21 protein-coding genes are annotated in these 24,462 nt (G+C 73.0%); 14 read left to right on the top strand and 7 right to left on the bottom strand.

The window, feature by feature from the left end; genetic code table 11:
* Positions 1-6 precede the first annotated feature (6 nt).
* Both ACWCP6_RS00440 and fxsT read left to right on the top strand, forming a co-directional pair.
* Positions 7-1,092 (top strand): AAA family ATPase, encoded by a 1,086-nt coding sequence (locus ACWCP6_RS00440; RefSeq protein ID WP_450930527.1) that lies wholly within the window; start codon positions 7-9, stop codon positions 1,090-1,092.
* A complete protein-coding gene (fxsT, locus tag ACWCP6_RS00435; protein WP_450930079.1) occupies positions 1,092-5,537 on the top strand; it encodes an FxSxx-COOH system tetratricopeptide repeat protein in 4,446 nt (1,481 codons plus the stop codon). The genes ACWCP6_RS00440 and fxsT overlap by 1 nt, the downstream gene beginning before the upstream one ends.
* A 153-nt stretch (positions 5,538-5,690) precedes the next feature.
* Here fxsT and ACWCP6_RS00430 read toward each other — a convergent pair whose 3' ends face one another.
* Positions 5,691-6,992, bottom strand: coding sequence for a cation:proton antiporter (locus ACWCP6_RS00430; RefSeq protein WP_450930078.1), 1,302 nt, complete (start codon positions 6,990-6,992; stop codon positions 5,691-5,693).
* Between the two features lie 493 nt (positions 6,993-7,485).
* Between ACWCP6_RS00430 and ACWCP6_RS00425 the strand changes: the two genes are divergently transcribed.
* From ACWCP6_RS00425 to ACWCP6_RS00400, 6 genes are all read left to right on the top strand, one after another.
* Positions 7,486-8,586: a caspase family protein gene (locus ACWCP6_RS00425; RefSeq protein WP_450930077.1), complete on the top strand. Its 1,101-nt coding sequence runs from the start codon at positions 7,486-7,488 to the stop codon at positions 8,584-8,586.
* 101 nt (positions 8,587-8,687) lie between these two features.
* Positions 8,688-8,906, top strand: coding sequence for an aldo/keto reductase (locus tag ACWCP6_RS00420; RefSeq protein ID WP_450930076.1), 219 nt, complete (start codon positions 8,688-8,690; stop codon positions 8,904-8,906).
* Between the two features lie 73 nt (positions 8,907-8,979).
* Positions 8,980-10,818 (top strand): HEXXH motif domain-containing protein, encoded by a 1,839-nt coding sequence (locus tag ACWCP6_RS00415; protein ID WP_450930075.1) that lies wholly within the window; start codon positions 8,980-8,982, stop codon positions 10,816-10,818.
* A 99-nt stretch (positions 10,819-10,917) separates the two neighbouring features.
* On the top strand, positions 10,918-11,202 hold the full coding sequence (locus ACWCP6_RS00410; RefSeq protein ID WP_450930074.1) for a hypothetical protein: 285 nt from the start codon (positions 10,918-10,920) through the stop codon (positions 11,200-11,202).
* A gap of 148 nt (positions 11,203-11,350) precedes the next feature.
* Positions 11,351-11,842, top strand: a complete 492-nt coding sequence (locus ACWCP6_RS00405) for a hypothetical protein (protein ID WP_450930073.1) — start codon at positions 11,351-11,353, stop codon at positions 11,840-11,842.
* Positions 11,843-11,846: 4 nt separating this feature from the next.
* Positions 11,847-13,196 (top strand): DUF2252 domain-containing protein, encoded by a 1,350-nt coding sequence (locus tag ACWCP6_RS00400; RefSeq protein WP_450930072.1) that lies wholly within the window; start codon positions 11,847-11,849, stop codon positions 13,194-13,196.
* Between the two features lies 1 nt (position 13,197).
* On the opposite strand, the gene ACWCP6_RS00395 is transcribed toward ACWCP6_RS00400, so the two are convergent.
* Positions 13,198-13,920 carry an alpha/beta hydrolase gene (locus ACWCP6_RS00395; protein WP_450930071.1) on the bottom strand — a complete coding sequence of 241 codons (723 nt, stop codon included), beginning with the start codon at positions 13,918-13,920 and terminating at the stop codon, positions 13,198-13,200.
* Between ACWCP6_RS00395 and ACWCP6_RS00390 the strand changes: the two genes are divergently transcribed.
* On the top strand, positions 13,919-14,932 hold the full coding sequence (locus ACWCP6_RS00390; protein WP_450930070.1) for an asparaginase: 1,014 nt from the start codon (positions 13,919-13,921) through the stop codon (positions 14,930-14,932). The two genes, ACWCP6_RS00395 and ACWCP6_RS00390, sit on opposite strands and share 2 nt — an antisense overlap.
* Before the next feature lie 128 nt (positions 14,933-15,060).
* Positions 15,061-16,173 (top strand): CapA family protein, encoded by a 1,113-nt coding sequence (locus ACWCP6_RS00385; RefSeq protein ID WP_450930069.1) that lies wholly within the window; start codon positions 15,061-15,063, stop codon positions 16,171-16,173.
* A 16-nt stretch (positions 16,174-16,189) separates the two neighbouring features.
* On the opposite strand, the gene polX is transcribed toward ACWCP6_RS00385, so the two are convergent.
* From polX to ACWCP6_RS00370, 3 genes are all read right to left on the bottom strand, one after another.
* The gene (gene polX, locus ACWCP6_RS00380; RefSeq protein ID WP_450930068.1) at positions 16,190-17,929 is read right to left on the bottom strand and encodes a DNA polymerase/3'-5' exonuclease PolX; all 1,740 of its coding nucleotides are present in this window, start codon (positions 17,927-17,929) and stop codon (positions 16,190-16,192) included.
* Between the two features lie 120 nt (positions 17,930-18,049).
* Positions 18,050-18,451 (bottom strand): DUF5994 family protein, encoded by a 402-nt coding sequence (locus ACWCP6_RS00375; RefSeq protein WP_450930067.1) that lies wholly within the window; start codon positions 18,449-18,451, stop codon positions 18,050-18,052.
* A gap of 768 nt (positions 18,452-19,219) precedes the next feature.
* Positions 19,220-19,807, bottom strand: a complete 588-nt coding sequence (locus ACWCP6_RS00370) for a hypothetical protein (protein ID WP_450930066.1) — start codon at positions 19,805-19,807, stop codon at positions 19,220-19,222.
* A 368-nt stretch (positions 19,808-20,175) separates the two neighbouring features.
* Between ACWCP6_RS00370 and ACWCP6_RS00365 the strand changes: the two genes are divergently transcribed.
* The 3 genes from ACWCP6_RS00365 (at position 20,176) to ACWCP6_RS00355 (ending at position 21,546) form a co-directional block, all read left to right on the top strand.
* Positions 20,176-20,565: a MerR family transcriptional regulator gene (locus ACWCP6_RS00365; RefSeq protein WP_450930065.1), complete on the top strand. Its 390-nt coding sequence runs from the start codon at positions 20,176-20,178 to the stop codon at positions 20,563-20,565.
* Between the two features lie 238 nt (positions 20,566-20,803).
* Positions 20,804-21,007 carry a cold-shock protein gene (locus ACWCP6_RS00360; RefSeq protein WP_010986199.1) on the top strand — a complete coding sequence of 68 codons (204 nt, stop codon included), beginning with the start codon at positions 20,804-20,806 and terminating at the stop codon, positions 21,005-21,007.
* A 203-nt stretch (positions 21,008-21,210) separates the two neighbouring features.
* Positions 21,211-21,546 (top strand): CBS domain-containing protein, encoded by a 336-nt coding sequence (locus ACWCP6_RS00355; RefSeq protein ID WP_450930064.1) that lies wholly within the window; start codon positions 21,211-21,213, stop codon positions 21,544-21,546.
* Positions 21,547-21,604: 58 nt separating this feature from the next.
* On the opposite strand, the gene ACWCP6_RS00350 is transcribed toward ACWCP6_RS00355, so the two are convergent.
* Together ACWCP6_RS00350 and glnA are read right to left on the bottom strand one after the other, a co-directional pair.
* Positions 21,605-21,844: a hypothetical protein gene (locus ACWCP6_RS00350; protein WP_450930063.1), complete on the bottom strand. Its 240-nt coding sequence runs from the start codon at positions 21,842-21,844 to the stop codon at positions 21,605-21,607.
* A 416-nt stretch (positions 21,845-22,260) separates the two neighbouring features.
* Positions 22,261-23,670: a type I glutamate--ammonia ligase gene (glnA, locus tag ACWCP6_RS00345; protein WP_450930062.1), complete on the bottom strand. Its 1,410-nt coding sequence runs from the start codon at positions 23,668-23,670 to the stop codon at positions 22,261-22,263.
* Positions 23,671-23,880: 210 nt separating this feature from the next.
* On the opposite strand from glnA, the gene ACWCP6_RS00340 reads away from it, so the two are divergent.
* On the top strand, positions 23,881-24,348 hold the full coding sequence (locus tag ACWCP6_RS00340) for an RDD family protein (RefSeq protein WP_450930061.1): 468 nt from the start codon (positions 23,881-23,883) through the stop codon (positions 24,346-24,348).
* The last annotated feature ends 114 nt before the right edge of the window (positions 24,349-24,462 follow it).

Below are 24,462 nucleotides of genomic sequence, written 5' to 3'. Positions count from 1 at the left end.
GAAACGATCGACGGCACGGGCGGCGCGTCGGACGCCCCGGGACCCACCTGGCGCGTCTTCCACGGCACCGGGGCCGCGCCCACCGGGGAGCCGCCCGAGCTCCCGGCTCCGCCGCCGTGGCGGGAGTTCGCGGGGAGCCCCGTGCAGCCCGCGCCGCCCGACGACGACCGGGCGGCCGAGCGGCGCCTCGGCGCCGCCGAGGCACGGCCGAACCTGCGCGACGAGGAGATCGACACGGTCAACGCGGCCCTGCTGCTGCGCCGCCCGCTGCTCGTGACCGGCCCGCCCGGAGTCGGTAAGTCGACACTCGCGTACCTCGTCGCCCGTGAACTGGGCCTCGGCCGGGTCCTCCAGTGGAGCATCGTCTCGCGCACCACCCTGCGCGGAGGTCTCTACGAGTACGACTCCATCGGCCGCGCCCAGGCCATCGCAGCCTGGCGGGCGGGCCACGACCCGGAGAACCCGGCGGCCGGCACCGAGCGGTCTCCCGCCGCCCCGAAGGCCCCCGCCGAACGGCCCCCATACCTGGGCGACTTCATCACCCTGGGCCCCCTCGGCACCGCCCTGCTCGCCCACCGACGCCCCCGTGTCCTGCTCGTCGACGAACTCGACAAGAGCGACATCGACCTGCCCAACGACCTGCTGCATGTCATGGAGAACGGCAGCTACGAGATCCCCGAACTGGTCCGCAGCTCCCTGCCGTGCGTCGAGGTGTTCACCGACGACCCCGGCATGCGTGCCGAGATCGACCGCGGGCGCGTCGAATGCGTCGAGTTCCCACTGGTCGTGATCACCAGCAACGGCGAGCGCGAGTTCCCGGCCGCGTTCCGCCGCCGCTGTCTGCCGCTGGAGATGCGCCCGCCCGGCCGCGAGCAGCTCCTCGCCATCGTCGCCAGCCATCTGCGGCGCAGGCCGGACGGCGTCAGCGCGCTCGTCGAGGACTTCGAGCGGCGGCTGAAGGAGGGCGGCACCCAGTCCGTCGACCAGCTGCTCAACGCCGTCCAGCTGACCACCGCGGGTGGTTTCCAGGCGGACGCCGACGGGCGTAAGCTCATTGAAATGCTCCTCCGCGACCTCGCGAAGGGCCGATGATGGACGGCTTTCCCCGGGAGCGCGCTCCCGATCAGAGCCAGGCGGCGGACGAGTCATATCCCGACGACCCGGGCTGGCGGGAGATCGCCGACGCGGCCTGGCTCGCATCGGCCCGTCTCGCCGGCGGGCGCGGACGGCTCCCCGACGGCGACCCGGAACTCCCGGCATCCGGGAGCGGGCCCCCGCCGCCGCTGCCGCCCGAACTCCCGGAGCCGGACGGCCCCGCCCCCGGCGTGGTGCCCGCCGCGCCGCGCGGGGACACCCCGTCCGACGAGTACCGTGACCTCACGGCCGTACCCGTGCACGCGGGCAACGGCGCGGGCGGCGACGGGGAGACGGTGGTGAACGGCGTCTTCGGCACCCCCGGGAGCAGCGGGCACCAGCAGGCCCCGCTCGCCAAGGCCCTGCACCGCCTCGGCCGCCGCCTGCCATCGCTGCGCGCCGCCGAACTGGACGAGGAGCGCACCGCCCAGCACGGCCTCTCGGACAACCTGTGGATCCCGTATCTGCGGCCCGCCCAGGAGAAGGCGTTCGACCTGGTCGTGCTCGCCGACGACGCGCCGACCATGCGCGTGTGGGACGGCGCCGTCGACCGCATCGCGCTCGACGCGGAACGCAGCGGCGCCTTCCGCGACGTACGGACCGTGCGGCTGGAGTTACCCCGCGCCGGGCGGGCCGAGCTGCGGTGGGCCGGAGGCCGCACCGGTGATCCCGCCGAACTCGTCGACGGCCGCGGCTCCAGGATCTTCCTGGTCGCCACGGACGGCCTCGCGCACGGCTGGGCCGCACGGCCCGCCGACGACCTCCTCGCCCGCCTCGCCGGCAACGGCCCCACCGCGCTGGTGCACCTGCTGCCGACGTACCTCTGGCACCGCACCTCGCTGCATCCGCACCGGGCCCTCCTGGACGCCGGCGGATTCGGGGCCCCCAACCGCCGTGTCGCGCACCGCCCGCCGCCCGGCGGCGACGACCCGCTGCGTCCGCACCCCGGGACGGAGGAGCGCGAGGCGGCCCCCGCCGGTGCGCGGGCGAGAACCGCACAGGGCGCGGGGCGCCGCCGCCGCGCGCGCCCCGAGGACCCGGCCCCCGTGACGGCACGCCCCCGCGAGCCCCTGCCGGTGCCCGTGCTCAGCCTCAAACCGGAGTCGTTCACCGCCTGGGCCGAACTGGTCACCGGAGACCGCGGGGTCTCCCGAGTGCTCCCGATGGTCGCGGTCGGGTCCCGGGAACGGGCCGTCCCCGCGGCCGGACTCCGTGCGCCCCGGGTGCCGGACGCACGCGCCGCCGCGGCCGCCGTGCGCCGGTTCGTCGCGCTCGCCACCCCCGTCGCCCGCCGCCTCGCCGCCCATCTGGCCGCCGTGCCCTTCGAGTTCGACGTCATCGAGGAGCTCGCCGGGCGGGCCGTGCCCGAGGCCGGGCCCGCGCACATCGCCGAGATCATGATGGGCGGCCTCATCGACTGGAACGGCGACGGCGAGGGCCGGCCTGACTTCGCCGAGGGCATCCGCGAGGCCCTCCTCGCCACCACCACCCGCAGTCAGCTCGCCCGCACCGTCAGCCTCTTCGCCGGACTGCGCAGCGGCGGCGAGCGGGGCGACCGGCTGCGGGCCGCCCTCTGGGACCCGGAGGGCACCGCACTGCCGGACGAGTCCGCCGGCACCGCCTGGCTGCGCATCGAGAAGGCCGTGCTGAAGGCCCTCGCCGGACCCTACGCGCGCCGCGCCGCCCGGATGAACCAGGGCACCCGCGTGAACCGAAGGGACGATATCCGCCCGGACCCGGAGATCGTTGGCTCAGTGTCACGTCAGCGATCCCCAGGAGCCGAAGTGCCGTCCCCGTACCAAGAACCAGAACTGGTGTCCGTTCCGGAAACCAGTGAGACCGCACCGTCACTTGTAGCCCGGAAGGCTGACCCGTCCATGGATCTCACCTCGACCGATCCGCGTACACTCCGCACCGGCCAGCCGAAGATCATGGGCAATGTGCCCCCGAAGAACGCCGACTTCACGGGGCGTGAGGACCTCCTGGCGGACGTCGAGGAGCAGCTGCGCCGGGACGAGACGGCAGCAGTCCTCCCGCACGCCCTGCACGGCATGGGCGGTGTCGGCAAGTCGCAGATCGCCATCGAATACGTGTACCGGCACCGCCACGAGTACAACGTGATCTGGTGGATCCCCGCCGAGCAGGAGAGCCTCATCCTCGGCGCCCTCGCCGACCTGGCCCGCAGCCTCAACCTCGAAGTGGGTCCGCAGGCCAACACGGCCGTGCCCGCCGTACGGGAGGCGCTGCGCACCGGAAAGCCGTACGACAACTGGCTGCTCGTCTTCGACAACGCCGAGGACATCGACGTCGTCCGCTCCTACTTCCCGACCGGCGGCCCCGGCAAGATCCTCGTCACCTCCCGCAACCGGGACTGGGAGCGCGTCGCCGTCCCCCTCACGGTCAGCGTCTTCCAGCGCGAGGAGAGCATCGCCCTGCTCCAGCGGCGCGCCCGCGACCTGAGCGACGAGGACGCCGACCAGCTCGCCGACGCCCTCGGCGACCTGCCGCTCGCCATCGAGCAGGCCGGGTCCTGGCACGCCGCGACGGGCATGCCCGTCGCCGAGTACCTCCAGCTGCTCGCCGAGCGCCGCCCCGGCATCCTCGAACTCGACCCGTCGCCCGACTACCCGGTGTCGGTCGCCGCCGCCTGGAACATCTCCCTGGAACGGCTCGCCCAGACCAACCCCGCCGCCCGGCAGCTGCTGGAGATCTGCGCCTGCATGGCGCCCGAGCCGATCCCGCTGGGCATGCTCAGGGGCAGCCGCAACGTCGAGATCACCCCGGAGCTCGACCCCGTGCTGCGCGACCCGGTGCGCCTCGCCCGCGCCACCCGCGACCTCACCAAACTCTCGCTGATCCGGGTCGACCACAAGAACGGCACCCTGCAGATGCACCGTCTGATGCAGACCGTGCTCACCGCGGGCCTCGACGAGGAGGAGGCCGCACGGATGCGCCGCGCCGGGCACGTCCTGCTCGCGACGGCGAAGCCCGGCGCCCCCGAGGCCCCGGACCAGTGGCCCGCCTACCAGGCGCTGCTGCCGCACGTGCTGGCCTCCGAAGCGGTGCGCAGCGCGGACCCCTGGGTGCGTGAACTCGTCAACAACGTGGTGCTCTACCTGTACTACTGGGGCGCCCACGAAGCCGGTGTCTCGCTCGCCAGGGAGGCCTGGACCGCCTGGCACGCGCACTCCGGCGAGGAGGACGTCAAGGTCCTCCAGATGCAGAAGCTGCTCGCGTTCATGCTGCGTCTGACCGGTCAGGACACCGCGGAGGCGCTGTCCCTCAACGAGACCGCGCTGGAGGTCTCGCGCCGGGAGAGCATCCCGGACGAGGAACTCATCGAGTCCATGGTGCAGATGGGCGGTGCCCTGCGCCACAAGGGCGACTTCTACGGGGCGCGCGCCCTCAACGAGGAGGCGGACCACCGGGCCCGCGACCTGTTCGGACCCGAGGACCCCGCGACCCTCCTCGCGGCCCACGACTACGGGGTCTCCCTGCGGATGTGCGGCGACTTCGCCGCGGCCCGGGAGCTGGACGAGGAGACCGTGCGCCAGTGGGAGCTGCTCTACGGGCCGACGAACGGCCTCACCCTCAACACCCTCAACGGCCTGGCGATCGACATCCGTGAGGGCGGCGACTACCCGAGCGCCCGGGTGCTGCAGGAGGAGACCTACCAGACGTACCGCAACTACTTCGGCGAGGACAACGCCGCCACCATCCGCGCGGCCCGCAACCTCGCGGTGTGCCGGCGCCGTGACGGCTCCCTGGAGGAGGCGTCCGCGCTCACCGAGGAGACCCTGGACCGCTTCACCGTCCGGTACGGATCGCAGTATCCCGACACCCTGGCCACCGCGATGAACGCGATGGTCGACCGGCGGCTGCGGGGCGACCTCGCGAACTCCCGTTCGCTGGGCGAGAAGACCCTGGAGCGGTACCGGCTGACCCTCGGCGACGACCACGCCTACACCCTGTCCACCATGGTGAACCTGGCGGCCACCCTGCGCTCCCAGGGCGATGTCGACGGCGCGGAGGCGCTCGACACCAGGACCGCGCAGCGGCTGCACGCCACACTGGGCCCCCGGCACGTGACCACCCTGACGGCGGCGCTCGGCATGGCCAACAACCACTATGCGCGGCTCGACTTCGGGGGCGCCCGCGTCATCGACGAGGCGACCCTGCCGAAGATGACCGAGGCGGCGGGTGCCGACCACCCGCTGACCCTCTCCTGCCGCGCCAACCTCGCCCTCGACCTGCGCGGCCTCGGCGACATCGCCCAGGCCGACCGCCTCAACGCCGAGGTCGTCGAGGCCTTCTCCCGTGTCGTCGGCGACGGCCACCCCTGGCTCTCGGCGGCGCGCCTGCACCAGCGCATCGAGTGCGACATCGCCCCGATGCCGCTGTAGCCGCACCGGTCCGCGAAGGACTCCCGGTCCGCCGTGGACTCCCGGGCCGGTCCGGCCCCGGTGCCGCCGCGGCCCGGGGGTTCACCGGCAGGGGCGGGCACGGCGGAACCCGGCGGTGCCGGGTCCCTGTCCCGCCCGGGACCCCGGTGCAGGTCAGCCGGAACCGGGGGCCGTGCTCGGCAGCGGCTCCGCGTCCGTGCGCGCACCGGCCGCGGGGTCGCCCCCGCGCCGGTCCAGCCACGAGACCACCGCGAGCAGCGGCTGGGTGAGGACGGTCGTCGCCAGCGCCATCAGCACGAGCACCGTGTACAGGTTCTGACTGAGCAACCCCGCCTGGAGACCGGCGTTCAGGGCGATCAGCTCCGTCAGCCCGCGTGCACTGAGCAGCACCCCGATGGTGCGCGCATGGTGCCAGCTCAGCCCCGAGGTCCGGGCGGCCAGCGTCCCGCTGCCCACCTTCACGGTGACCCCGAGCGCGGTCACCACCAGCAGGACGACCAGCCCCGTCCCGTCGAGCCCGCCCACGGCCACGCTCTGCCCGGACACCACGAAGAAGAACGGCAGCAGCAGCATGCTCACGTCGTGCAGCGGCCGCACCAGATCCGGGTCCAGCGTCCCGCCCCGCTCCCGCGGCAGCACCGCACCCGCGAGCAGCGCGCCGAAGATGACATGGAGCCCCAGCGCGTTGGTCACCCACGCGGAACCCAGCGCGAAGCCGACGAGCAGCGCGAGCCGCACCGACGAGTCCAGGTGTCCGCGCCACAGCAGCCTGCGCAGCAGCGGCCGGGCCAGCGTCAGCATGCACGCGGTGAACACCAGCAGCAGGGTCAGTCGCACGGGCCAGGCGAGGCCCTGATGGCCGCTCGACGGCAGCATCGTGCCGATCAGCACCGCCCAGCCCACCACGTCGAGCAGCCCGGCGGCCGAGACGGCGATGACACCGGGCAGGGTGCCCGCCAGCCCGTTCTCACGGACTATCGCCGTGAGCACCGGGACGGCCGTGATGGACAGGGCGACCCCGAAGAACAGCACCGTCGCGGGGGAGAGGTGGGCCGGTGCGCCCAGGTCGTGCAGCTGTCGGTGGAAGATCAGCGCGGCGCCCGACCCGACCGCCATCGGCACCACGAACGCGGCCACCGCGATGCTCACCACGGTGCGCGCCCGGTTCCGCAGCATGCCCAGATCGAGTTCGTAGCCCACCGCGAACAGGAACAGCACCAGCGCGAACTGGGCCATGAAGCTCAACTGGGGTGCGATCGCCGGGGGGAAGACCGTCCGGTGCACCTCGGGCGCCAGATCCGCGAGGACCGTGGGCCCGAGGGCGATGCCGGCGATCAGCTGGCCGATGATCGCGGGCTGGCCCAGACGCCTGGCGAGCCAGCCCGCGCTGTGCGCGGCCACGAGGACTAACGCGGAGGCACCCACCAGGTGCGTGATCATCGAATCCGGGCTCATGGGACTCCCCTGCCGTCCAATGCCGCGGCCCCGTGCCACGGCCAGTCCGCGCGTGTTCCATGTCCGAGGTCCCGCCGCGCGTGACTATTTTCCGATGTCTTGTTAATGGACCTGATACAGGCTCATCTCACCTAGAATACTTGTCAGTTGGGCTTACACACATGTGCCCGACGCACGACCTGCCGATGTGGGGGGAGCGCGTGGCGGCAGTCGTTCTCATCCCTGGCACGGGCGTCCGCGAGCCGTGCTTCTCCGCGCCGCACATGCGCGTTACGCGCGGTCTCACCGGGTTCGTGCCCCGACCGGAGACCGTCCCGAGCGGGGGCGGTGCCCGCGGTGCGACCCGGCGCGGCGACGGTGCCTCCCTGCCTCCGGGGGAGCGCACGCGCCGCGGCCGTACCCTCGCCGCGGACGGGGGCGGCGCATACGCCACCTGCCGCACCGTGCGCGGGGCGATCGCGGCCCGGCTGCCCGCGGCCCGGGCGGAGGCCGGATGACCGGCGGGGACGGCATGCCCGACGCCCGGCGCACCCACGCCCTGATCGTCGGCGTCGAGCAGTACGCGGCCGGCGACACCTGGGAGCTGCCGGGACCCGCCCGGGACGCGATGCGCTTCCGTGCCTGGCTGCGCGGCACGGGCGTACCCGACGAGAACATCCTGCTGCTGCTCGCGCCCACCGGCGACTACGACCCCGGAGTGCCGTACACGGCGGCCACGCACGACGCCGTACGCACCGCGCTGCTGCGCGAACTGCCCGCCCGGGACGGCGATCTGCTGTGGGTGTGGTGGGGCGGTCACGGCGTCCTCGACCAGCAGGACCACCTCCGGCTGTTCTGCGCCGATGCCACCACCCCCGACAAGCGCAACCTCGACCTGGAGTCGGCGCGGCGCACCCTCGGCGGGGACGCTCTCCCGGGGTTCCACCGGCAGCTGTGGATCGTCGACGCCTGCCAGACCTTCGAGGAGGAGCTCGGCCTCCGACGGGCGCTGCCCACCGAGTCGCTGCCTCACGGGGCCCGGGACCAGCTCCACGAACAGGCCCTGCTGCTGGCGGCGACCCGCGGACAACGCGCCGCCAGCGACCGGGGCCGGGCCACCGGACTGTTCCCGGCGACGCTGCTCGAGCTGCTGGAGTCCGGTTCCGCGTCCCCGTATCCGGCCGGCGGCCCCGAGGCGCTCTTCGACGCCGTACGCGCCCGGTTCGAGGATCTGCGGGCCACGGGGCGCGTGACACAGCTGCCCGCGCTCACCCTGCACGCTCCTCAGCGCCTCGTACGCCCCGAGCCCCCGCGCACGCCTGCGCAGGCGCTGGAGCAGCTGGTGTCCGTCCTGCTGAGCTATCCACTCATGTCCGACCCCGGCGAACGCCAGGCCGTGGTGGCCGAGTTGCAGACCCGGGCCGTGGAGCGGATGGCGCGGCACGCGGTGCCGCGCACGGACGTCGTCGCGATGGTCCGCGCACTGCGCCGGCGCCCGGCTGACCTGTGGCTTCTCCATGACGCGGTCACGCTGCTCGACGACGACCCCGAGCGGTCCGCCGCACTCGCCGAGGCGATCCACGCGTGCGTGGGCGCCCGCGAGCCACATCGGTGATCGACTGTCTTGATCGCATGGGGTTCCCCGTCAGGGCGCGGATCGCCATCATGGAAGGCACGCGGCCTGCGCATCCGGCCGTGGGTGAAGGGGGACGCACCTTGAAAGAGTTCATGCACGGACCGGTACGGCGGGACGACTTAGGCGCACCGCGCGACGAACTGCTGGAGTCCGATGTGGTCGATCTGGCCGGGATGAGCATCACGGCACTGCGTGACCTGCCCGTGCCCGTGCGCGCGGTCCGGCTGCTGGACGAGGTGCGCCGGGAGCGCAGCAACGCCATGGGAGGGGGCAACCCCCCCAGCGGCCGGGCCGAGTAGCCGGGTGGGCACCGACCGGACCGACACGGGAGTCCCCCCGCTCGGGCGGGCGCCGGAGTGGGGCAGGGTACGGATGCCGGGCACCTGGTTCGACGAGCTCGCCTCCGGCGGCGGCTCGCCGGAGGCCATCGGCTTCCTGGTCCGCGCAGAGCGCACCCGGCGGCTCCAGCTCCTCGCGGAACTCCTGGACCGTCTGTCCGAACGCCCCGGCCTGCTCGGAGAGCTGGGTGGCGAGGACATCGTCGACCGGGCCTGGTGGTGGTTCGAGGAGGCCGCGCGCAAGACACCGGAAGCCGCCGAGACCCTGCTGATGAGCCCGCAGATGGGCAGCTGGACGGCGCATCTGCTGCGCCGGCTGCACGGTACGGCGGACGGCCCGCCGCTGTGGGTGGACGCCGGGCACCTGCTCGCGTTCTGCCTCGCGGTCCGCGTCCGCGCCGGGCTGGACGCCGACCTGACGGTCCCGGTGCGCGCGGGCGGCGTCGACCTGCCCACCCTGGGCCTCGTCCGGTTCCGCGAGGCCGGCGGGCCGCCCGGGTTCGCCACCGCGACGGCGCGCCTGCGCGGTACGCGGCTGCGGCTGACCGACGCCGACGGCCGCACCGTCACCGTCGACCCGCTCGGCACCACGGCCACCGCCCACTGGCTGCCGCTGCCCCGGCTCCGGCTGCACCCCGACGCCCCCGCGCCCTGGATCTGGCTCGACACCCTCGACCCCTACCGGGACCTCGACGAACCCGTCGACGCCGAACCGCTCGGCGACGCCGGGACATCGGCCTGGCAAAGGCTGCTGCTGGGCGCCGTCGGGCACCTGGGGCCGCCGCGGCGCGCCGGCACACCCCACCCGCCGGCCCCCGCCCCCTCCCGACCGGGGAGCTCCACGGCGGGCGACCCCGGCGCCGGCCGCCTCGACCCCGCGCACATCCGCCGGATCGTCCCCTGGGAGGGCGCCGAACCCGGCGCCATGCGCGACGGCACCCCCCGGCTCAGCGCGTCCACCGGGGACGCCTTCGGCTCCATGGTCATCTCGCGCCCCGGCGACCCGCTGTCCCTCGCCGAGACCCTCGTCCACGAGTTCCAGCACAGCAAGCTCGGCGCGCTGCTCCATCTGTTCCCGCTGCTCGACGACGACCGCCGCGAGGAGTTCTACGGGCCCTGGCGCTCCGACCCCCGCCATCTGAGCGGGCTGCTCCACGGGGCGTACGCGTTCGTGGGCGTGACCGGCTTCTGGCGCGACCGGAAGGCCGAGGAACCCTCCTGGCGCGCCGAGTTCCAGTTCGCGCTGCGCCGCCTGCAGACCCGCGGCGTCGTCCGCACCCTGCTCACCCGGGCCCGGCTCACCGACGCGGGCCGCCGGCTCACCCTCGGCCTCGCACGCACCCTCGACGGCTGGCTGCGCGAGCCCGTCGACCCCGTGGCCCGCGCCCGCGCCCGCGCGGCCGCCACCAGCCACCTCGTCGAATGGCGGCTGCGCAATCTGCGGTGCGGTGCGGCCGAAGCCGGTGCGCTCGCCGCCGCCCTGGCCGCCGGAGCCCCCGCGCCCGGCACGGGCCACGCCGCCGAGATCGCCGCAGGGCCCCGGCGGCCCTGGGCCGACGACCGCGCCGTCCTCTACGCCACCGCGCCCGGCAGCCTGCGCCCCGCCACGTCCCCCGGCGCCGCGCTCGCCGCGGGCGACCCGCGCACCGCCCTCGCCGGATACGCCGAGGCACTGCGCCACGACCCGGGGGACCGGCACGCGCTGGCCGGCTGGCTGCTCGCCGGCGCCGCGGCCGACCCGTCACGCCGCCACCTCCTGCACCGCCCCGAACGCCTCACGGCGGCACTGGAGTCAACGGGTTCACACCCCGGCGGACCCGACCTGGAACGGGTCGCGCAGTGGCTGTGCGCGGGCCGCGGTCGCACCCCCTAACCCCCTTGTGGCCAGGGCCTTTTGTCAGTGGGCCGCAGTAGAATGGAAGCAGTGTTCGAGGGGTCCGGACGGGCCCCTGACCGCGACAGGAGGATGCCCGTGCCCGCTGCCGCACTCATGCAGAAGCCCCTGCCGATCGACCTGCCCCCCGCCCCGCCGAAGAAGAAACCGCTGCCCGCCGGACGCCCGCGCGAGTGGTACGTCACGCACAACCGCCGGCTCAAGGCCATGCGCCTCGCGATCGCCCTGCTCGACTCGGGCGTCTACGTCGCCGACCAGGCCCACAACCGCACGATACGCAGCATCGCCGAGCTGATCGGTGTGCACCCGCCGTCGGACACGACGTGCCACATGGTGCGGGCGCTCATCCGCTACAGCCGCTGACCCGGCCCGGGCCGGGCGCCGACGTCCCGTACGGCGGCGCCCGGCCGTCACCCGTTCGCCCGGCCCGGCATGCACCCGCCCGCCGTACCGCCTTGACTGGACGGCGAGAACCCGGACGAACCGACGAACCCGGGGTACGGGAGGCGTGATGGGCGGGCGCGGAATGGCTCGGACGGCCGGGCTGCTGCTCACGACGGTGCTCGTGGGATCTACGGCTGCCTGCTCCGGTACGAACAGTCCATCCGGTGTCGCCTCCCGCGCCGCCTCCGCCGCGTCCGCGGCCTCGTCCATGGCGTCCGCCGCCGCATCGGCCGTCGGCTCCGCAACCGCCGAGGCGGGGCGCAGGCTCGACGAGTTCAAGAACGGCGTCCATGCCCAGGGCGACGTCAAGCTCGGCGCCGTCACCAAGAACGGCGACGACCGCGCCGCCGTGAAGGTCACCGTCACCAACAGCGTCGACTCCGCGAAGTCGTACGCCATCCAGATCAACTTCCGCGACCCGAACGGAAATCTGCTCGACGTGGTCGTGGTCACCCTCGACGGCGTCCCGGCACACGCATCCAAGGACGCCACCGCCACCAGCAACCGCGCCCTGAAAGGCGATGTGACGGCCTCCGTCGGCACGGCACTGCGGCACTGACGCCATGGCCGCGCCCGCGACCCCCGCCGAGCGTGCCCGGCGCGGCAGAACCGCCCGCAAAAGGGTCTCGCGGTCCGCACACGGCGCCTGGATACCCTCCGCCGACCGCCCCGACCCCGTCGCGGTCCTGCGGCGGCAGGGCGAGGGACGGCTGCCGGAGCTGCTGCCCATCCGCTACGGCAGGATGGCCGCGTCCCCCTTCGCCTTCCTGCGCGGCGCCGCCTCCGTCATGGCCGCCGACCTCGGCGTACGCGACCACACCGGGCTCACCGTCCAACTGTGCGGCGACGCCCATCTGCAGAACTTCGGCATCTTCGCCTCCCCGGAACGCAATCTGCTGTTCGACCTCAACGACTTCGACGAGACCTTCCCCGGCCCCTTCGAATGGGACGTGGAACGGCTCGCCGCCAGCGTCGCCGTGGCCGCCCGCGACAACGGACACACCGACGAGCAGGCCCACCACGCGGCCCAGGAGACCGCCTCCGGCTACCGCGAGGGCATGCACCGCCTCGCCGCGATGGGTGAACTCGCCGTCTGGTACGAACGCATCGACACCCGCGCCGTCCTGCCGTTCGCCCCCACCGAGCGCCGCCGCAGGCTCGTCGAGGCCGGCTTCGCCCGCGCCCGCAGACGCACCAGCCTCCAGGCGCTCAGCAAGCTCACCGAACTCGTCGACGGGCAACGGCGCATCCTCCACGACCCGCCGCTCCTCGAAGCCGTGAGCATCCCCGCCGAGACCGCCGTCCGCAAGATGTTCAACGACTACCGGTCCACGCTCAGCGAGGACCGCCGCGTCCTCCTGGACCGCTACCGCTTCGTCGACGCCGCCCGCAAGGTCGTCGGCGTCGGCAGCGTCGGCACCCGCTGCTTCGTCGTGCTGCTCACCGGGCGCGACGCCGACGACCCGCTGTTCCTCCAGATCAAGGAGGCGGGCCGGTCCGTCCTGGAGGACCATCTGCCGCGCGGCCCCCACCTCCACCCCGGCCACCGGGTGGTGGCCGGGCAGCGGCTGCTGCAGGCCGCCGGCGACATCTTCCTCGGCTGGATGACCGGACCCGGGGGCCGCGCCTTCTACTGGCGACAGCTGCGCGACATGAAGGGCGCCGCCGACGTCGCGAGCCTCGACCCCGAGGAACTCGCACGGTACGCGCGGCTGTGCGGCACCGTCCTCGCCCGCGCCCACGCCCGGTCGGGGGACCGCATCGCCATCGCCGCGTACCTGGGCAGGGCCGACGTCTTCGACCGCGCCGTCGCCGACTTCGCGCTGCGCTACGCCGACCGGACCGCCGCCGACCACGCGGAACTCTGCGCGGCGATCGCCTCGGGCGCGGTGCAGGCCGCGTCCGAGGTGTGAGTCACGCGGCCCCGCCGACGACGGCAGCCACGAACCGGCGGCGGTCCTCCTCGTGATCCCGCAGCCACATGCCCAACTGGTGCGGTGCACGGGGAAAGGTGAGCCGTTCGAGCCGGCCCCCGTCCGCCAGCGCGTCCGCGACCGCGGCCGTGACCTCCGGCGGGATCACGTCGTCCGTGCCGGGCACGGCCAGCACCGCATGCCCCGGATGGCTCCGGAACACGTCCAGTGCCGCCGACTTCCGCCAGCCGTCCGGCGTACGGATGATCTCGCTGAACGCGCCGTCGCCGTCCCCGAACGGCACCGTCCAGGCCTCCGGCGCGTACACCGCGGGCGCGCACAGCCCCACGGTCGCGACCCGGGGACCGTACAGGCCCAGCAGATCGGCGACGGTCTGCCCGCTCATGCTGAAGCCCACGAGCCCCAGCCGGCCGTCCGCCGGGACGCGCTCCTCGATCAGCGCGGCCGCCTGTGTGAACCTGCGTTCCAGGGTCAACTCCCGCTGGACCCCGGAACTTTCGCCGTGGCCCGAGAAGTCCAGCGCCAGTGCACGGCAGCCGTGCCCGGCGAACGCGTCGAGGACCGGCAGCAGCCGCTCCCTGCTCCCGATCCCGGCCCCGTGCAGCAGCACCACGGACAGGCCGTTGGCCGCACCGCCCTCCGGAAGCCGTTCCGTACCCATCAGTTGCTCGCCGTCACAGACGAGGGAGAAGTCGCCGATCATGGGACTATCCTCTGTCGCACGCGACGAGAACGGGGTGGGTATGGCGGCCACAGTGACCGTGTTCACGCTCGGCGGCACCATCTCCGCCGGAGGCGGTGAGGTCGCACGGCTCTCCGGAGCCGAGGTGCTGGCGGGCCTCGGCGGCGCGGGACCGGAAGTGGACGTCCGGCTCCGGGACTTCCGTCGGCTGCCCAGTGCGTCCCTGTCCCTCGACGACGTGGCCGAGCTCGCCGGAGAGGTCGACGAGGCGACGGCCGCGGGCTCCGGCGCCGTGGTCGTCCAGGGCACGGACACCCTGGAGGAGACCGCGTTCCTGCTCGATCTGCTCTGCACGCACCGGCAGCCCGTCGTGGTCACCGGCGCGATGCGGCGCCCCGACGCACCCGGGGCCGACGGCCCCGCCAATCTCGCCGCGGCACTCGCGGTGGCCGCCGACCCCGCATGCCGGGGCCTCGGCGCGGTCACGGTCCTCGCGGACGAGATCCACGCGGCACGGCACGTGCGCAAGGCGCACACCACCTCGGTCGCCACCTTCGCCTCGCCGGGCGCGGGCCCGCTCGGGACGGTCGTCGAAGGACGCCCCAGGATCCTGCTGCGCCCGGCGAAGCCCGTGGTGGACCGGCCGCTGCGGCTGCGCCGTCCGGCGCGCGTCGCCCTGCTGACGCTCTCCCTGGGCGACCGCGGGGAACTCCTCGAAGCGGTCGACGACCGGTTCGACGGCCTGGTGCTCGCGGCCTTCGGCGCCGGACACGCACCGTCCTGGCTCGTCGAGCCGCTGGGCCGCATCGCCGCCCGCATCCCCGTGGTCCTCGCCTCCCGCACCGGCGCCGGGGCCACGCTCAGCCACACCTACCGCGGCCCCGGCTCGGAGTCGGACCTCCTCGCCCACGGCCTCATCGGCGCGGGACACCTGGACGCCCCCAAGGCCCGGCTGCTGCTGCACGCGCTGCTCGCGGACGGGGCGGGGGAGCAGCGGGTGAGGGAGGTGTTCGCGGGGGTCGCTTCCCCGTGATCGCGGGGGGTCGCTTCCCCGGTGACTCCTGGACCGGCCGAGGGCCGTTCCTCATGCCCCCTGCACCGGCAGCGGCGTGTTCCTCATGACCCCTGGCCCGGGAGCGCGCCTGGCGAGAGCCTGGGGGCATGCACGGGGAGCCGCTCACCCTCTTCCTCGCCGGCGACGTGATGCTCGGCCGCGGCGTCGACCAGATCCTTCCGCACCCCGGCGACCCGGTCCTGCGGGAGGCGTACGTCAAGGACGCCCGCACCTACGTCGAACTCGCCGAGTCGGTGAACGGGCCGATCCCGCAGCCGGTGGACTTCCGCTGGCCGTGGGGTGACGCGCTGGACGCACTCGACGAGGCCGCGCCGCACGTGCGGATCGTGAACCTGGAGACCGGCGTCACGCGCAGCGACGACTTCGCCCCCGGCAAGGAGGTCCACTACCGCATGACCCCGGACAACCTGCCCGCGCTGGCCGTCGCCCGCCCCGACGTGTGCGTCCTCGCGAACAACCACGTCCTCGACTTCGGCCGCCGGGGACTGATGGACACCCTGGACGCACTCGCGGACGCGGCACTGCGCACCGCGGGCGCCGGCCCGGACGCGACCGCGGCGCTGCGCCCCGCGACCGTCCCCGTCGACGCCGGCCACCGCGTCCTGGTCCTGGCCTGCTCCATGGCCACCAGCGGCGTCCCCCGCGACTGGGCCGCGACCGCGGCGCGCAGCGGCGTCGCGTACATCTCCCGGCCGTCGGCCGGTGCCGCGGCGGACCTGGCGGCCCGGGCCCGCCGGACCAGGCGGCCCGGCGACATCGTCGTCGTCTCCGTCCACTGGGGCCCCAACTGGGGCTACGACCTCACCCCTGACGAGGTCCGCTTCGCGCACGCCCTCGTCGAGGGCGGCGTCGACGTCGTCCACGGCCACTCCTCCCACCATCCGCGCCCCGTGGAGGTCCACCGCGGCCGGCTCATCCTCTACGGATGCGGCGACCTGATCGACGACTACGAGGGCATCACCGGCTACGAGCGCTACCGCGACGACCTGCGCCTGCTCCACCTGGTCCGGCTGGACCCGGACGACGGCGCGCTGCGGGGCCTGCGCATGGTTCCGCTCCAGGCGCACCGGATGCGTCTGCGGCACGCCTCCACACCGGACCGCGCATGGCTGTGCGCCACGCTCGACCGGGTCAGCGCGCGGTACGCGACGCATGTGGAGGAGGCGGACGGGGCGCTCGCGCTGCGCTGGGGCGCCTGATCCGAGCCGGGGGAAGCTACCCCGCCCCGCTCGCCGCGCCGGTCTTGCACAGGAACCGGCGCAGCCGCCGCAGCGGCCAGGTGTTGATCACGTCGTCCGGGGTGAGCCACCCGCGCTGCGCCGTGCCGATCCCGTAGCGCAGGAACGCCAGGTGCGGCGTCGCGTGCGCGTCCGTGTCGACCGCGAACTTCACGCCGAACCGCTTGGCGCGCAGGATGTCCTCGTCGCACAGGTCCAGACGGTCGGGCTGTGCGTTGACCTCCAGCGCCGTGCCGGTCCTGGCACATGCGGCGAACACCTCGTCCCAGTCGGCGTCGACGCCCGGGCGCTTGCCGATGAGCCGGGTGGTGGGGTGTCCCAGGATGCTGACATGGGGGTTCTCGCAGGCCCGTACGAGCCGTCGGGTCATCGTGGCGCGGCTCTGCCGGAAGTGCGAATGAACCGACGCCACGCAGAGGTCGAACCCCTCCAGGAAGGAGCCGGGCCAGTCCACATCGCCGTCCGGCCCGATGTTCAGCTCGGTGCCGTGCAGCAGCCGCATCCGGCCGTGGGCGCCGTCCAGTTCCCGTATCCGCTCGCGCTGTGCCAGGGCCTTGTCGTCGGTCATGCGCTGCATCGCCATGTCGGGGGCGTGGTCGGTGACCGCGTAGTACGCGTAGTGGCGCTTCGCCGCGGCCCGCACCATGTCCTCCAGCGGCGCGACACCGTCGGTGAGGTCGGTGTGCGTGTGCAGATCCCCGCGGATGTCGTCCTCGGTCACCACCGCCGGCAGCTCGCCGCGCAGCGCCGCCTCGATCTCGCCCCGGTCCTCGCGCAGGGTGGGCGGTATCCAGGGCAGCCCGAGCCGCTCGTACACGTCCTCCTCGGTCCTGGAGGCGACCACCGTGCCGTCCTCCACCTCGAAGAGCCCGTACTCGGAGAGCTTCAGGCCCATCCGCACGGCGATGGTGCGGGTGCGGATGTTGTGGCCCTTGGAGCCGGTGAAGTACTGGAGCCCCGCACCCCACGAGCCGGGTGCCAGGACCCGCAGGTCGACCTGGACGCCGTGCGTCGTCCGCACGGACGTCTTCTTCGTGCCGTGGGCGATGACCTCGGCGGTGGCCGGAGGCCCGGTCAGTGCGGCCATGAACGGCGCCGAGCGCTCCGCCGCGACCAGGATGTCGATGTCCCCGACGGTGTCCCGCATCCGCCGCAGCGACCCGGCGTACGTACAGCGCTCGCATCCGGCCGTGCCGCGCAGCTCGGCGACGATCTCCTCGGCGCTGTCCAGGGCGACGTCCAGCGTGATGCGCCGGCCCGCCTGCCGCAGCAGGTCGATGCCGTGCAGGATGTTCTCCTCCGTCTTCTCGCCGAAGCCCTTCAGCCCGCGCAGCCGCTCCTTGCCGATCGCCGCCGCCAGTTCGTCCACCGAGCGGATGTGCAGGTCCTCGTAGAGCACCTTGGCCCGCTTCGGCCCGAGGGCCGGGATCGCCAGCAGCTCCCGCACCCCGCCGGGAAGGCTCGCCCGCGTCTCGTCCACCGCCGCGACGTGCCCGGTCCGCAGAAACTCGGCGACCTTCTCCGCGATCGACTTGCCCACGCCCGGGATCTCCCGCAGCCCCGCCACGTCGAGACCCGACACATCCACCGGATGGCCGCCGATCGCACGCGCGGCCTTCTCGTAGGCGCGCGCCTTGAACGCGTCGCCCCGGGTGATCGCGATGAGGTCGGCATACTCCCGCAACAACGCCTCGACCTCGCCGTTCCGCCGAGCCACGCTTCCAGTCTAGGAGCGCCGCGGGAGCCCGTACCCCGACGAGGCCGGCCACGCGGAGCCCGGGCGGCCCGGCGCCCCCGCGGCGGTGCGGGGGGCCGCGCCGGGGAGCATGCGCACCGTTCACGCGCCGGCGTCGGACGCGGCGGCGGCCATGAGGGACTCGGCGGCCTCCCCGGTCGTTTCCGGAGGCACGACGAGCAGGTCCCAGCGCCCCCGGCTGGGAGCGAGCAGGACGATGGTGTTCGGCGCGCGTACCGCGGTGGTCCTGCTCAGTCGTACCACCTGGTTGCAGACGAGCATCCGGCCCGGTGCCACGGACCAAGTGGTGCCGTTCACCATGACGCTGACGATCTGTCCCCAGGTACGCGGCAGGCCGGAGAGCAGCTGGGGGAGTTCCGCCGTGAGGCCGTAGGTGCGCGGCCACCACGCCCCGTCGATGCGGCGCGACACGGTGCTGGGCGGCGCGAGGCGCAGGCGGAGCAGGGGGCCGGGGAGCGGCGCGGGCCGCAGTGCGATGGTCATGAGGTGTCCTGTCGAGTGGCTCGTCGGAGCGGGGTTCGGTCCGGGCACGGCGCGGGGGCAGGGCGGAACGCTGCGGGACGGCGCGCGGTGGAAGCGCGGTGCGGGTGATGCGGGCGGATGTCGACGCTCCGCGCAGGGTCAGGCGTTCGGCCCAGGTACGGGCAGCTCGTACGGCCTTGTCGGCCGGGTGCGGCGGCCGACGGTGATGTGCCTGACCTCTCCCCGCGTTCCGCCGGAGGCCTCGGTGAGCACGAGCGCGGGCAGTTCGGCCGCCAGGTCCGCCGAGCCCGGCCACTAGGCGCCGCAGCCGGGGCCGGGTGGGAAGGCCGGCGACTCCGGAGCGTGGCGGGAGGAAGGAGGAGGGGGCGTGGGCTCCGGTCCGGACGAAACGCGTGCGTCACTGGGCGCGTTCATAGTCGCGTTCCCTGTCCCCGGCCCGCCGTGCGGTGGTCCGGTGCCGTGGTGCGCCGGGAACGACGCCGGAGTGGGAGGCAGCGTGCGGGGTATTCCCGGTGCTGCCCACCGTACTCCGACCGCCCGGCCCGGAGCGTACTCGGCAAACTCCACCCGCCACTTGTGGTCCGTCCTCCGGCAGCCGCTACCCGTCCGACGCCCGGCCTCTCGGGCCCGGGTCGGGCAAGCGGTCCTCCTGGGCGGGGACTTCCGCCGCAACGGACCACGACGGTCGGGCCGGTGTGCGACGCGGGCTCCCCACGTCCTCGGTGCCTCCCGCCGACGGGGAACGCCGTGAAGAGCGCTCCGGGCGCCTCACGGCGCTGCTCCCCTCATGGGCTCGGCAGTCCCGAGGACCAGGGCATGCCACGGGGAGGCGGCCAGGGGCACGCCCGGGGATTCCGCCGCCACACACCGCCATCCCCAGGAGCGGAGTGCATCGAGCGTCCCGGTGTCGGTACGGCTCACCAGCGTCACGCCGACTGCTGCGTCGCGGTCCGTGAGCAGCCGATTCTGCAGGCGCCGGGCGAGGTTCCAGTCATGGTTGCGGTGCTGCGCACGCACCCGGGGCTCCACGAGGATCTCCACGACTGCGAAGAGCTTCCCGGACGCGGCGAGCCGGAGCAGACTCGCCGGCAGCAGTCCGTCGACGTCCCGCCACCAGGATCCGTGGTCATTCACGGGAAAGCCGTAGGCACACCCGGTCAGTACGGTGGTCTCCGCGATCATCAGCGCGAAGCCCGGTCGTCGCACGTCGGCCTCGAGCCGCCGCAGGAACCCGCCGCGGCCCCGGCGCCGCGCCCACGACTCGGCGCCGCGCAACTCCGCGTACAGATCGCCCAGGTCCTCGAGACGGTCTTCGAGCTGGCGGCGGTTCAGCGGACGGACATGCTCGGCCTGCAACGGCGCAGGCCCCTGCTCCCGATGCGACGGCCGCGGTTGCTCCGCGTGTGTCGGGACGGAACCGGCCCTCTGCCCGCGTTCCGCGGTCGTCGGCCGATCAGGCACATTGACGGTCATGAGGCGAACCCTGCCCCGGGCGCGGAGACAGCCGGCCCGGCGTCGTCGATCGCCGGTGACGGCAGCGGCAGGAGAGCCGGTGCGCGAGGACCCCCCGGCTCCATCACCGTACTCCTGGTTCACATCGGCCCCGCGAGCATCGTGAAATCTGTCCCGGCCGCGGCAGGATGTCCGCAGAGACGACTAGAGTTCCCCTGCGGGGACCCTCTTCGCGGCGGGTCGTGCTCACGGTGGCCCGCGGGAAGGTGCACATGCCCTCACAGAGTCAGCCGGGTGCCGACCGTCGGCAGCCGGACGAAGGCCGCCCGGACGCCGTCGACCGGCTGGACGACGACCGTTTCCCCGCCTACACCATGGGCAGGGCCGCGGAACTGGTCGGCGCCACGCCCGCCTTCCTCCGGGCCCTCGGCGAGGCGCGACTGATCATTCCGACCCGGTCGGAGGGCGGTCACCGCCGCTACTCGCGCCACCAGCTGAGGCTTGCCGCGCGGGCCCGCGAGCTCGTCGACCAGGGAACGCCGGTCGAGGCCGCCTGCCGCATCATCAGCCTCGAAGACCGTCTGAAGGACTCCGAGCGCGCCAACGAAGAACTTCGCCGCGCGGCGGACGCGTCCGGTCCGGACGGCCACTTGAAAATCTGACGTCGGCGGCACAAATATTCGGTCGCCGCCGGAAAAGCATTTCACCGGAGGCCCTCCGGTGTATTTCCTGGCTGATTCGTCTTTCCTTGCTCCCGTTTCTTTCCGTGCTAGGCTCGGGAAACAGTTGCAGTTTTGGTTGCCATTTTTACGTACCGGCTTTTCCGGGCGGGGTGATCATCGCAGCGATGAGGAGTCTCGTGAAGTGCGTGCCTCCAGAACTGTCTCAGGAGTAATGAATATGGCCACCGGTACGGTCAAGTGGTTCAACGCGGAAAAGGGCTTCGGCTTCATCGAGCAGGACGGCGGCGGCGCCGACGTCTTCGCCCACTACTCGAACATCGCCACCCAGGGCTTTCGCGAGCTGCAGGAAGGCCAGAAGGTGACCTTCGACGTCACCCAGGGGCAGAAGGGCCCGCAGGCGGAGAACATCGTCCCCGCCTGACGTCGGCGCACAGGACTCAACACAAGACTGAAGCAGGGGCCCGCACCGTGGGGTGCGGGCCCTTGTTCGTGTCCGCTTCTTCTCGCGCTTTTCTCCCACCGGTGGACAACCGGAAAAGGACTGGAGAATTCATGCCGCTGAATCCTGCACGGGGACCCGTCACGGAGACGACACACCTCGGGGGCCGAACCGCTCGTGACGCCATGGTCGTTCCCGGACCGCAGGTCGGCGACGACACAGAGCTCGACGTGGCCCTTTCCGTCCTCGTCGGTGCCGGTGTCGACCACCTGCTCGTCCGCGACGACGACGGGAGGTGCTCCGGCCTCGTCACCCGGGCGGAACTCAACGCCAACCGGGCCGGCTCCTGGTTCCGGGAGGAGACCCGGCTGCGGGACATCGGCCACGACCGGGGCCCGTTCACCGCGGCCGACACCGCACTCGGCGTCGCCGACACGGCCATGCGCGACCGGATGTTGCGCGCGTCCCCCGTGGTCGACGTCCACGGGTACGCCCTGGGCGTCCTGACCAGTCCGCGCTGACAGGACCCTCAGCCCGCCCGCGCACGACGACCGGAGGCGCAAGGGGCGGCGAGCCTGCCTACGCGTGGTCGGCGGACGACAGGCTGGACGACAGCCAGGAGGGCACCGGCCCGGCGGAATGCGTGGTGTCCACGGTCAGGCAGAGCAGGGTTCCGCCCTCGTCTCCGGCAGGAAGGCTTCGCTGCTCGGTGGCGGCGAAGCAGCGTCGGAGAACCTCCGCTGTCCGGCGTGCGGTTTCGGGGGATGCGGCGACGATGCGGACCTCGGCGTGCCCGTCCGGGGGCAGGGGGTACGACATGCTCATCCCTCCCACATCCCCGGTCCGGAGGCCACGCGCACTGCCCGGGACGAGCGGGCCGGCGGCGAGGGTGCATGCTCACTGGGTGTCGTGAGGTCGGTGGTCACGGTCATGGCGCGGACCTGCCCCCGGGCTCGTACGACGGCCCGGCGTTGTTGATCACCGGGAGCGACACCTGCATGGAGCCGGTGTGCAAAGGACTCCCGGTGGCTTCACTCTACTCCGCTGCCTCGCCCGGGAATGCGCCCACGACAGGTACCTTCTTCCCTTCGGCGATCGCGCCCGCCCCGCCCGTCGCAGCCCGACCTGCGCGGCAAAAAGGCCGTCGGCCATGCCTTCCGAGCGAGCGGAAGAACACGGCCGACGGCCCACGGACGGCCCGGCGGAGCGGAAACCCGCTCCGGCCTGCGGCGACCCTAGATGTCGTAGTACAGCTCGAACTCGTGCGGGTGCGGGCGGAGCTGGATCGGGGCGATCTCGTTGGTGCGCTTGTAGTCGATCCAGGTCTCGATCAGGTCGGAGGTGAAGACGCCGCCGGCCTGCAGGTACTCGTTGTCCGCCTCGAGGGCGTCGAGGACGGCCGGGAGGGAGGTCGGGACCTGCGGAACGCCCGCGTGCTCCTCGGGGGCCAGCTCGTAGAGGTCCTTGTCGATCGGCTCGGCCGGCTCGATCTTGTTCTTGATGCCGTCGAGGCCGGCGAGCAGCAGGGCCGAGAAGGCGAGGTACGGGTTCGACGACGGGTCCGGGGCGCGGAACTCGACGCGCTTGGCCTTCGGGTTCGACCCGGTGATCGGGATACGCATCGCGGCGGAGCGGTTGCGCTGCGAGTACACCAGGTTGACCGGGGCCTCGAAGCCGGGGACCAGGCGGTGGTAGGAGTTCACCGTCGGGTTGGTGAAGGCGAGCAGCGACGGGGCGTGCTTCAGGATGCCGCCGATGTAGTAGCGGGCGGTGTCCGACAGGCCCGCGTAGCCCTGCTCGTCGTAGAAGAGCGGGTCGCCGCCCTGCCACAGCGACTGGTGGACGTGCATGCCGGAACCGTTGTCACCGAAGATCGGCTTCGGCATGAAGGTCGCGGTCTTGCCGTTGCGCCAGGCGACGTTCTTCACGATGTACTTGAAGAGCATCAGGTCGTCGGCCGCGGCGAGCAGCGTGTTGAACTTGTAGTTGATCTCGGCCTGGCCGGCGGTGCCCACCTCGTGGTGCTGGCGCTCGACCTGCAGACCCGCCTTGTTGAGCTCCAGGGAGATCTCGGCGCGCAGGTCGGCGAAGTGGTCGACCGGCGGGGCCGGGAAGTAGCCGCCCTTGTAGCGGACCTTGTAACCGCGGTTGTCCTCGACAGCGCCGGTGTTCCAGGCGCCGGCCTCGGAGTCGATGTGGTAGAAGCCCTCGTTCGACTTGGTCTCGAAGCGGACGTTGTCGAAGACGTAGAACTCGGCCTCGGGGCCGAAGTACGCGGTGTCGGCGATCCCGGTGGAGGCGAGGTAGGCCTCCGCCTTCTTCGCGATGTTCCGCGGGTCACGGCTGTACTGCTCGCCCGTGATCGGGTCGTGGATGAAGAAGTTGACGTTGAGGTGCTTCTCCTTGCGGAACGGGTCGACGCGCGCCGTCGACAGGTCCGCCCGCAGTGCCATGTCGGACTCGTGGATGGCCTGGAAGCCGCGGATCGACGAACCGTCGAAGGCGAGCTCCTCGTCCGGGTCGAACGCCTCCGCCGGGACGGTGAAGTGCTGCATCACCCCGGGCAGGTCGCAGAACCGGACGTCGATGAACTTCACGTCCTCGTCCGCGATGAACTTCTTCGCATCGTCGGCGTTCTGGAACATCCAACTCCTCCTACTCCCACCCGGGGAGGGGCGGGGTTGCAGCTCGGTCGTGCGGCCAGTGCGGTGGCACACGCTCGGCCCGACCATAGGGACGGGGGATTTCTCAAGCGTGACCCGTTTGTTTCGCCGAAGTTAACCGCCCGGGTTCCGTATCCCATACGTACACCCCCTGGGCCCGGGGTGCATATGCGGGCGCAGTACCGTGGACGGGTGGACAACAGGCAAGCAATCGGATCATGGCTCTCCGGGCCGCGCGCGGCCGCGGAGGACATGGGTGTCGACTTCGGATACCGGGGCGAGCGGCTCGGTCTCCCGGAGGAAGGGCCGGGGTCGATCGCCCCGCTCGGCCGTCGTTTCGGCGCGATCGCCGTCGACTGGGCCCTGTGCATGCTGATCGCATACGGCCTGTTCGCGCGCGGTGATCAGCAGGCTGCGGGCAACTGGGCGCTGGGTATCTTCCTGGTCCTGAGCGTACTCACCGTGGGCACGCTCGGCAGCACGCCAGGAAAGCGGATCTTCCGGCTGCGCGTCGTCTCGGAGCGCGGTGGCCGCCTCGGCTTCGGCTGGGTGCTGGCCCGGAGCGTGCTGCTCTGCCTCGCGATCCCCGCCCTGATCTGGGACCGCGACTCCCGCGGCCTCCACGACCGCCTCGCGCGCGCCGTCCAGGTCCGCAGCTGACGGTTGGACAACGTGAGAGGGGCGCCCGGAGATCTCCGGGCGCCCCCCGCACCGCCACCATGGACAGAGCGCAGCGCCGGGCGCGCACACCGCCCCCCCGCGCACCACGCCCAG

The sequence above is a fragment of the Streptomyces sp. NPDC002004 genome, assembly GCF_053593975.1.
This window is presented reverse-complemented; position numbering and strand designations above follow the sequence as displayed.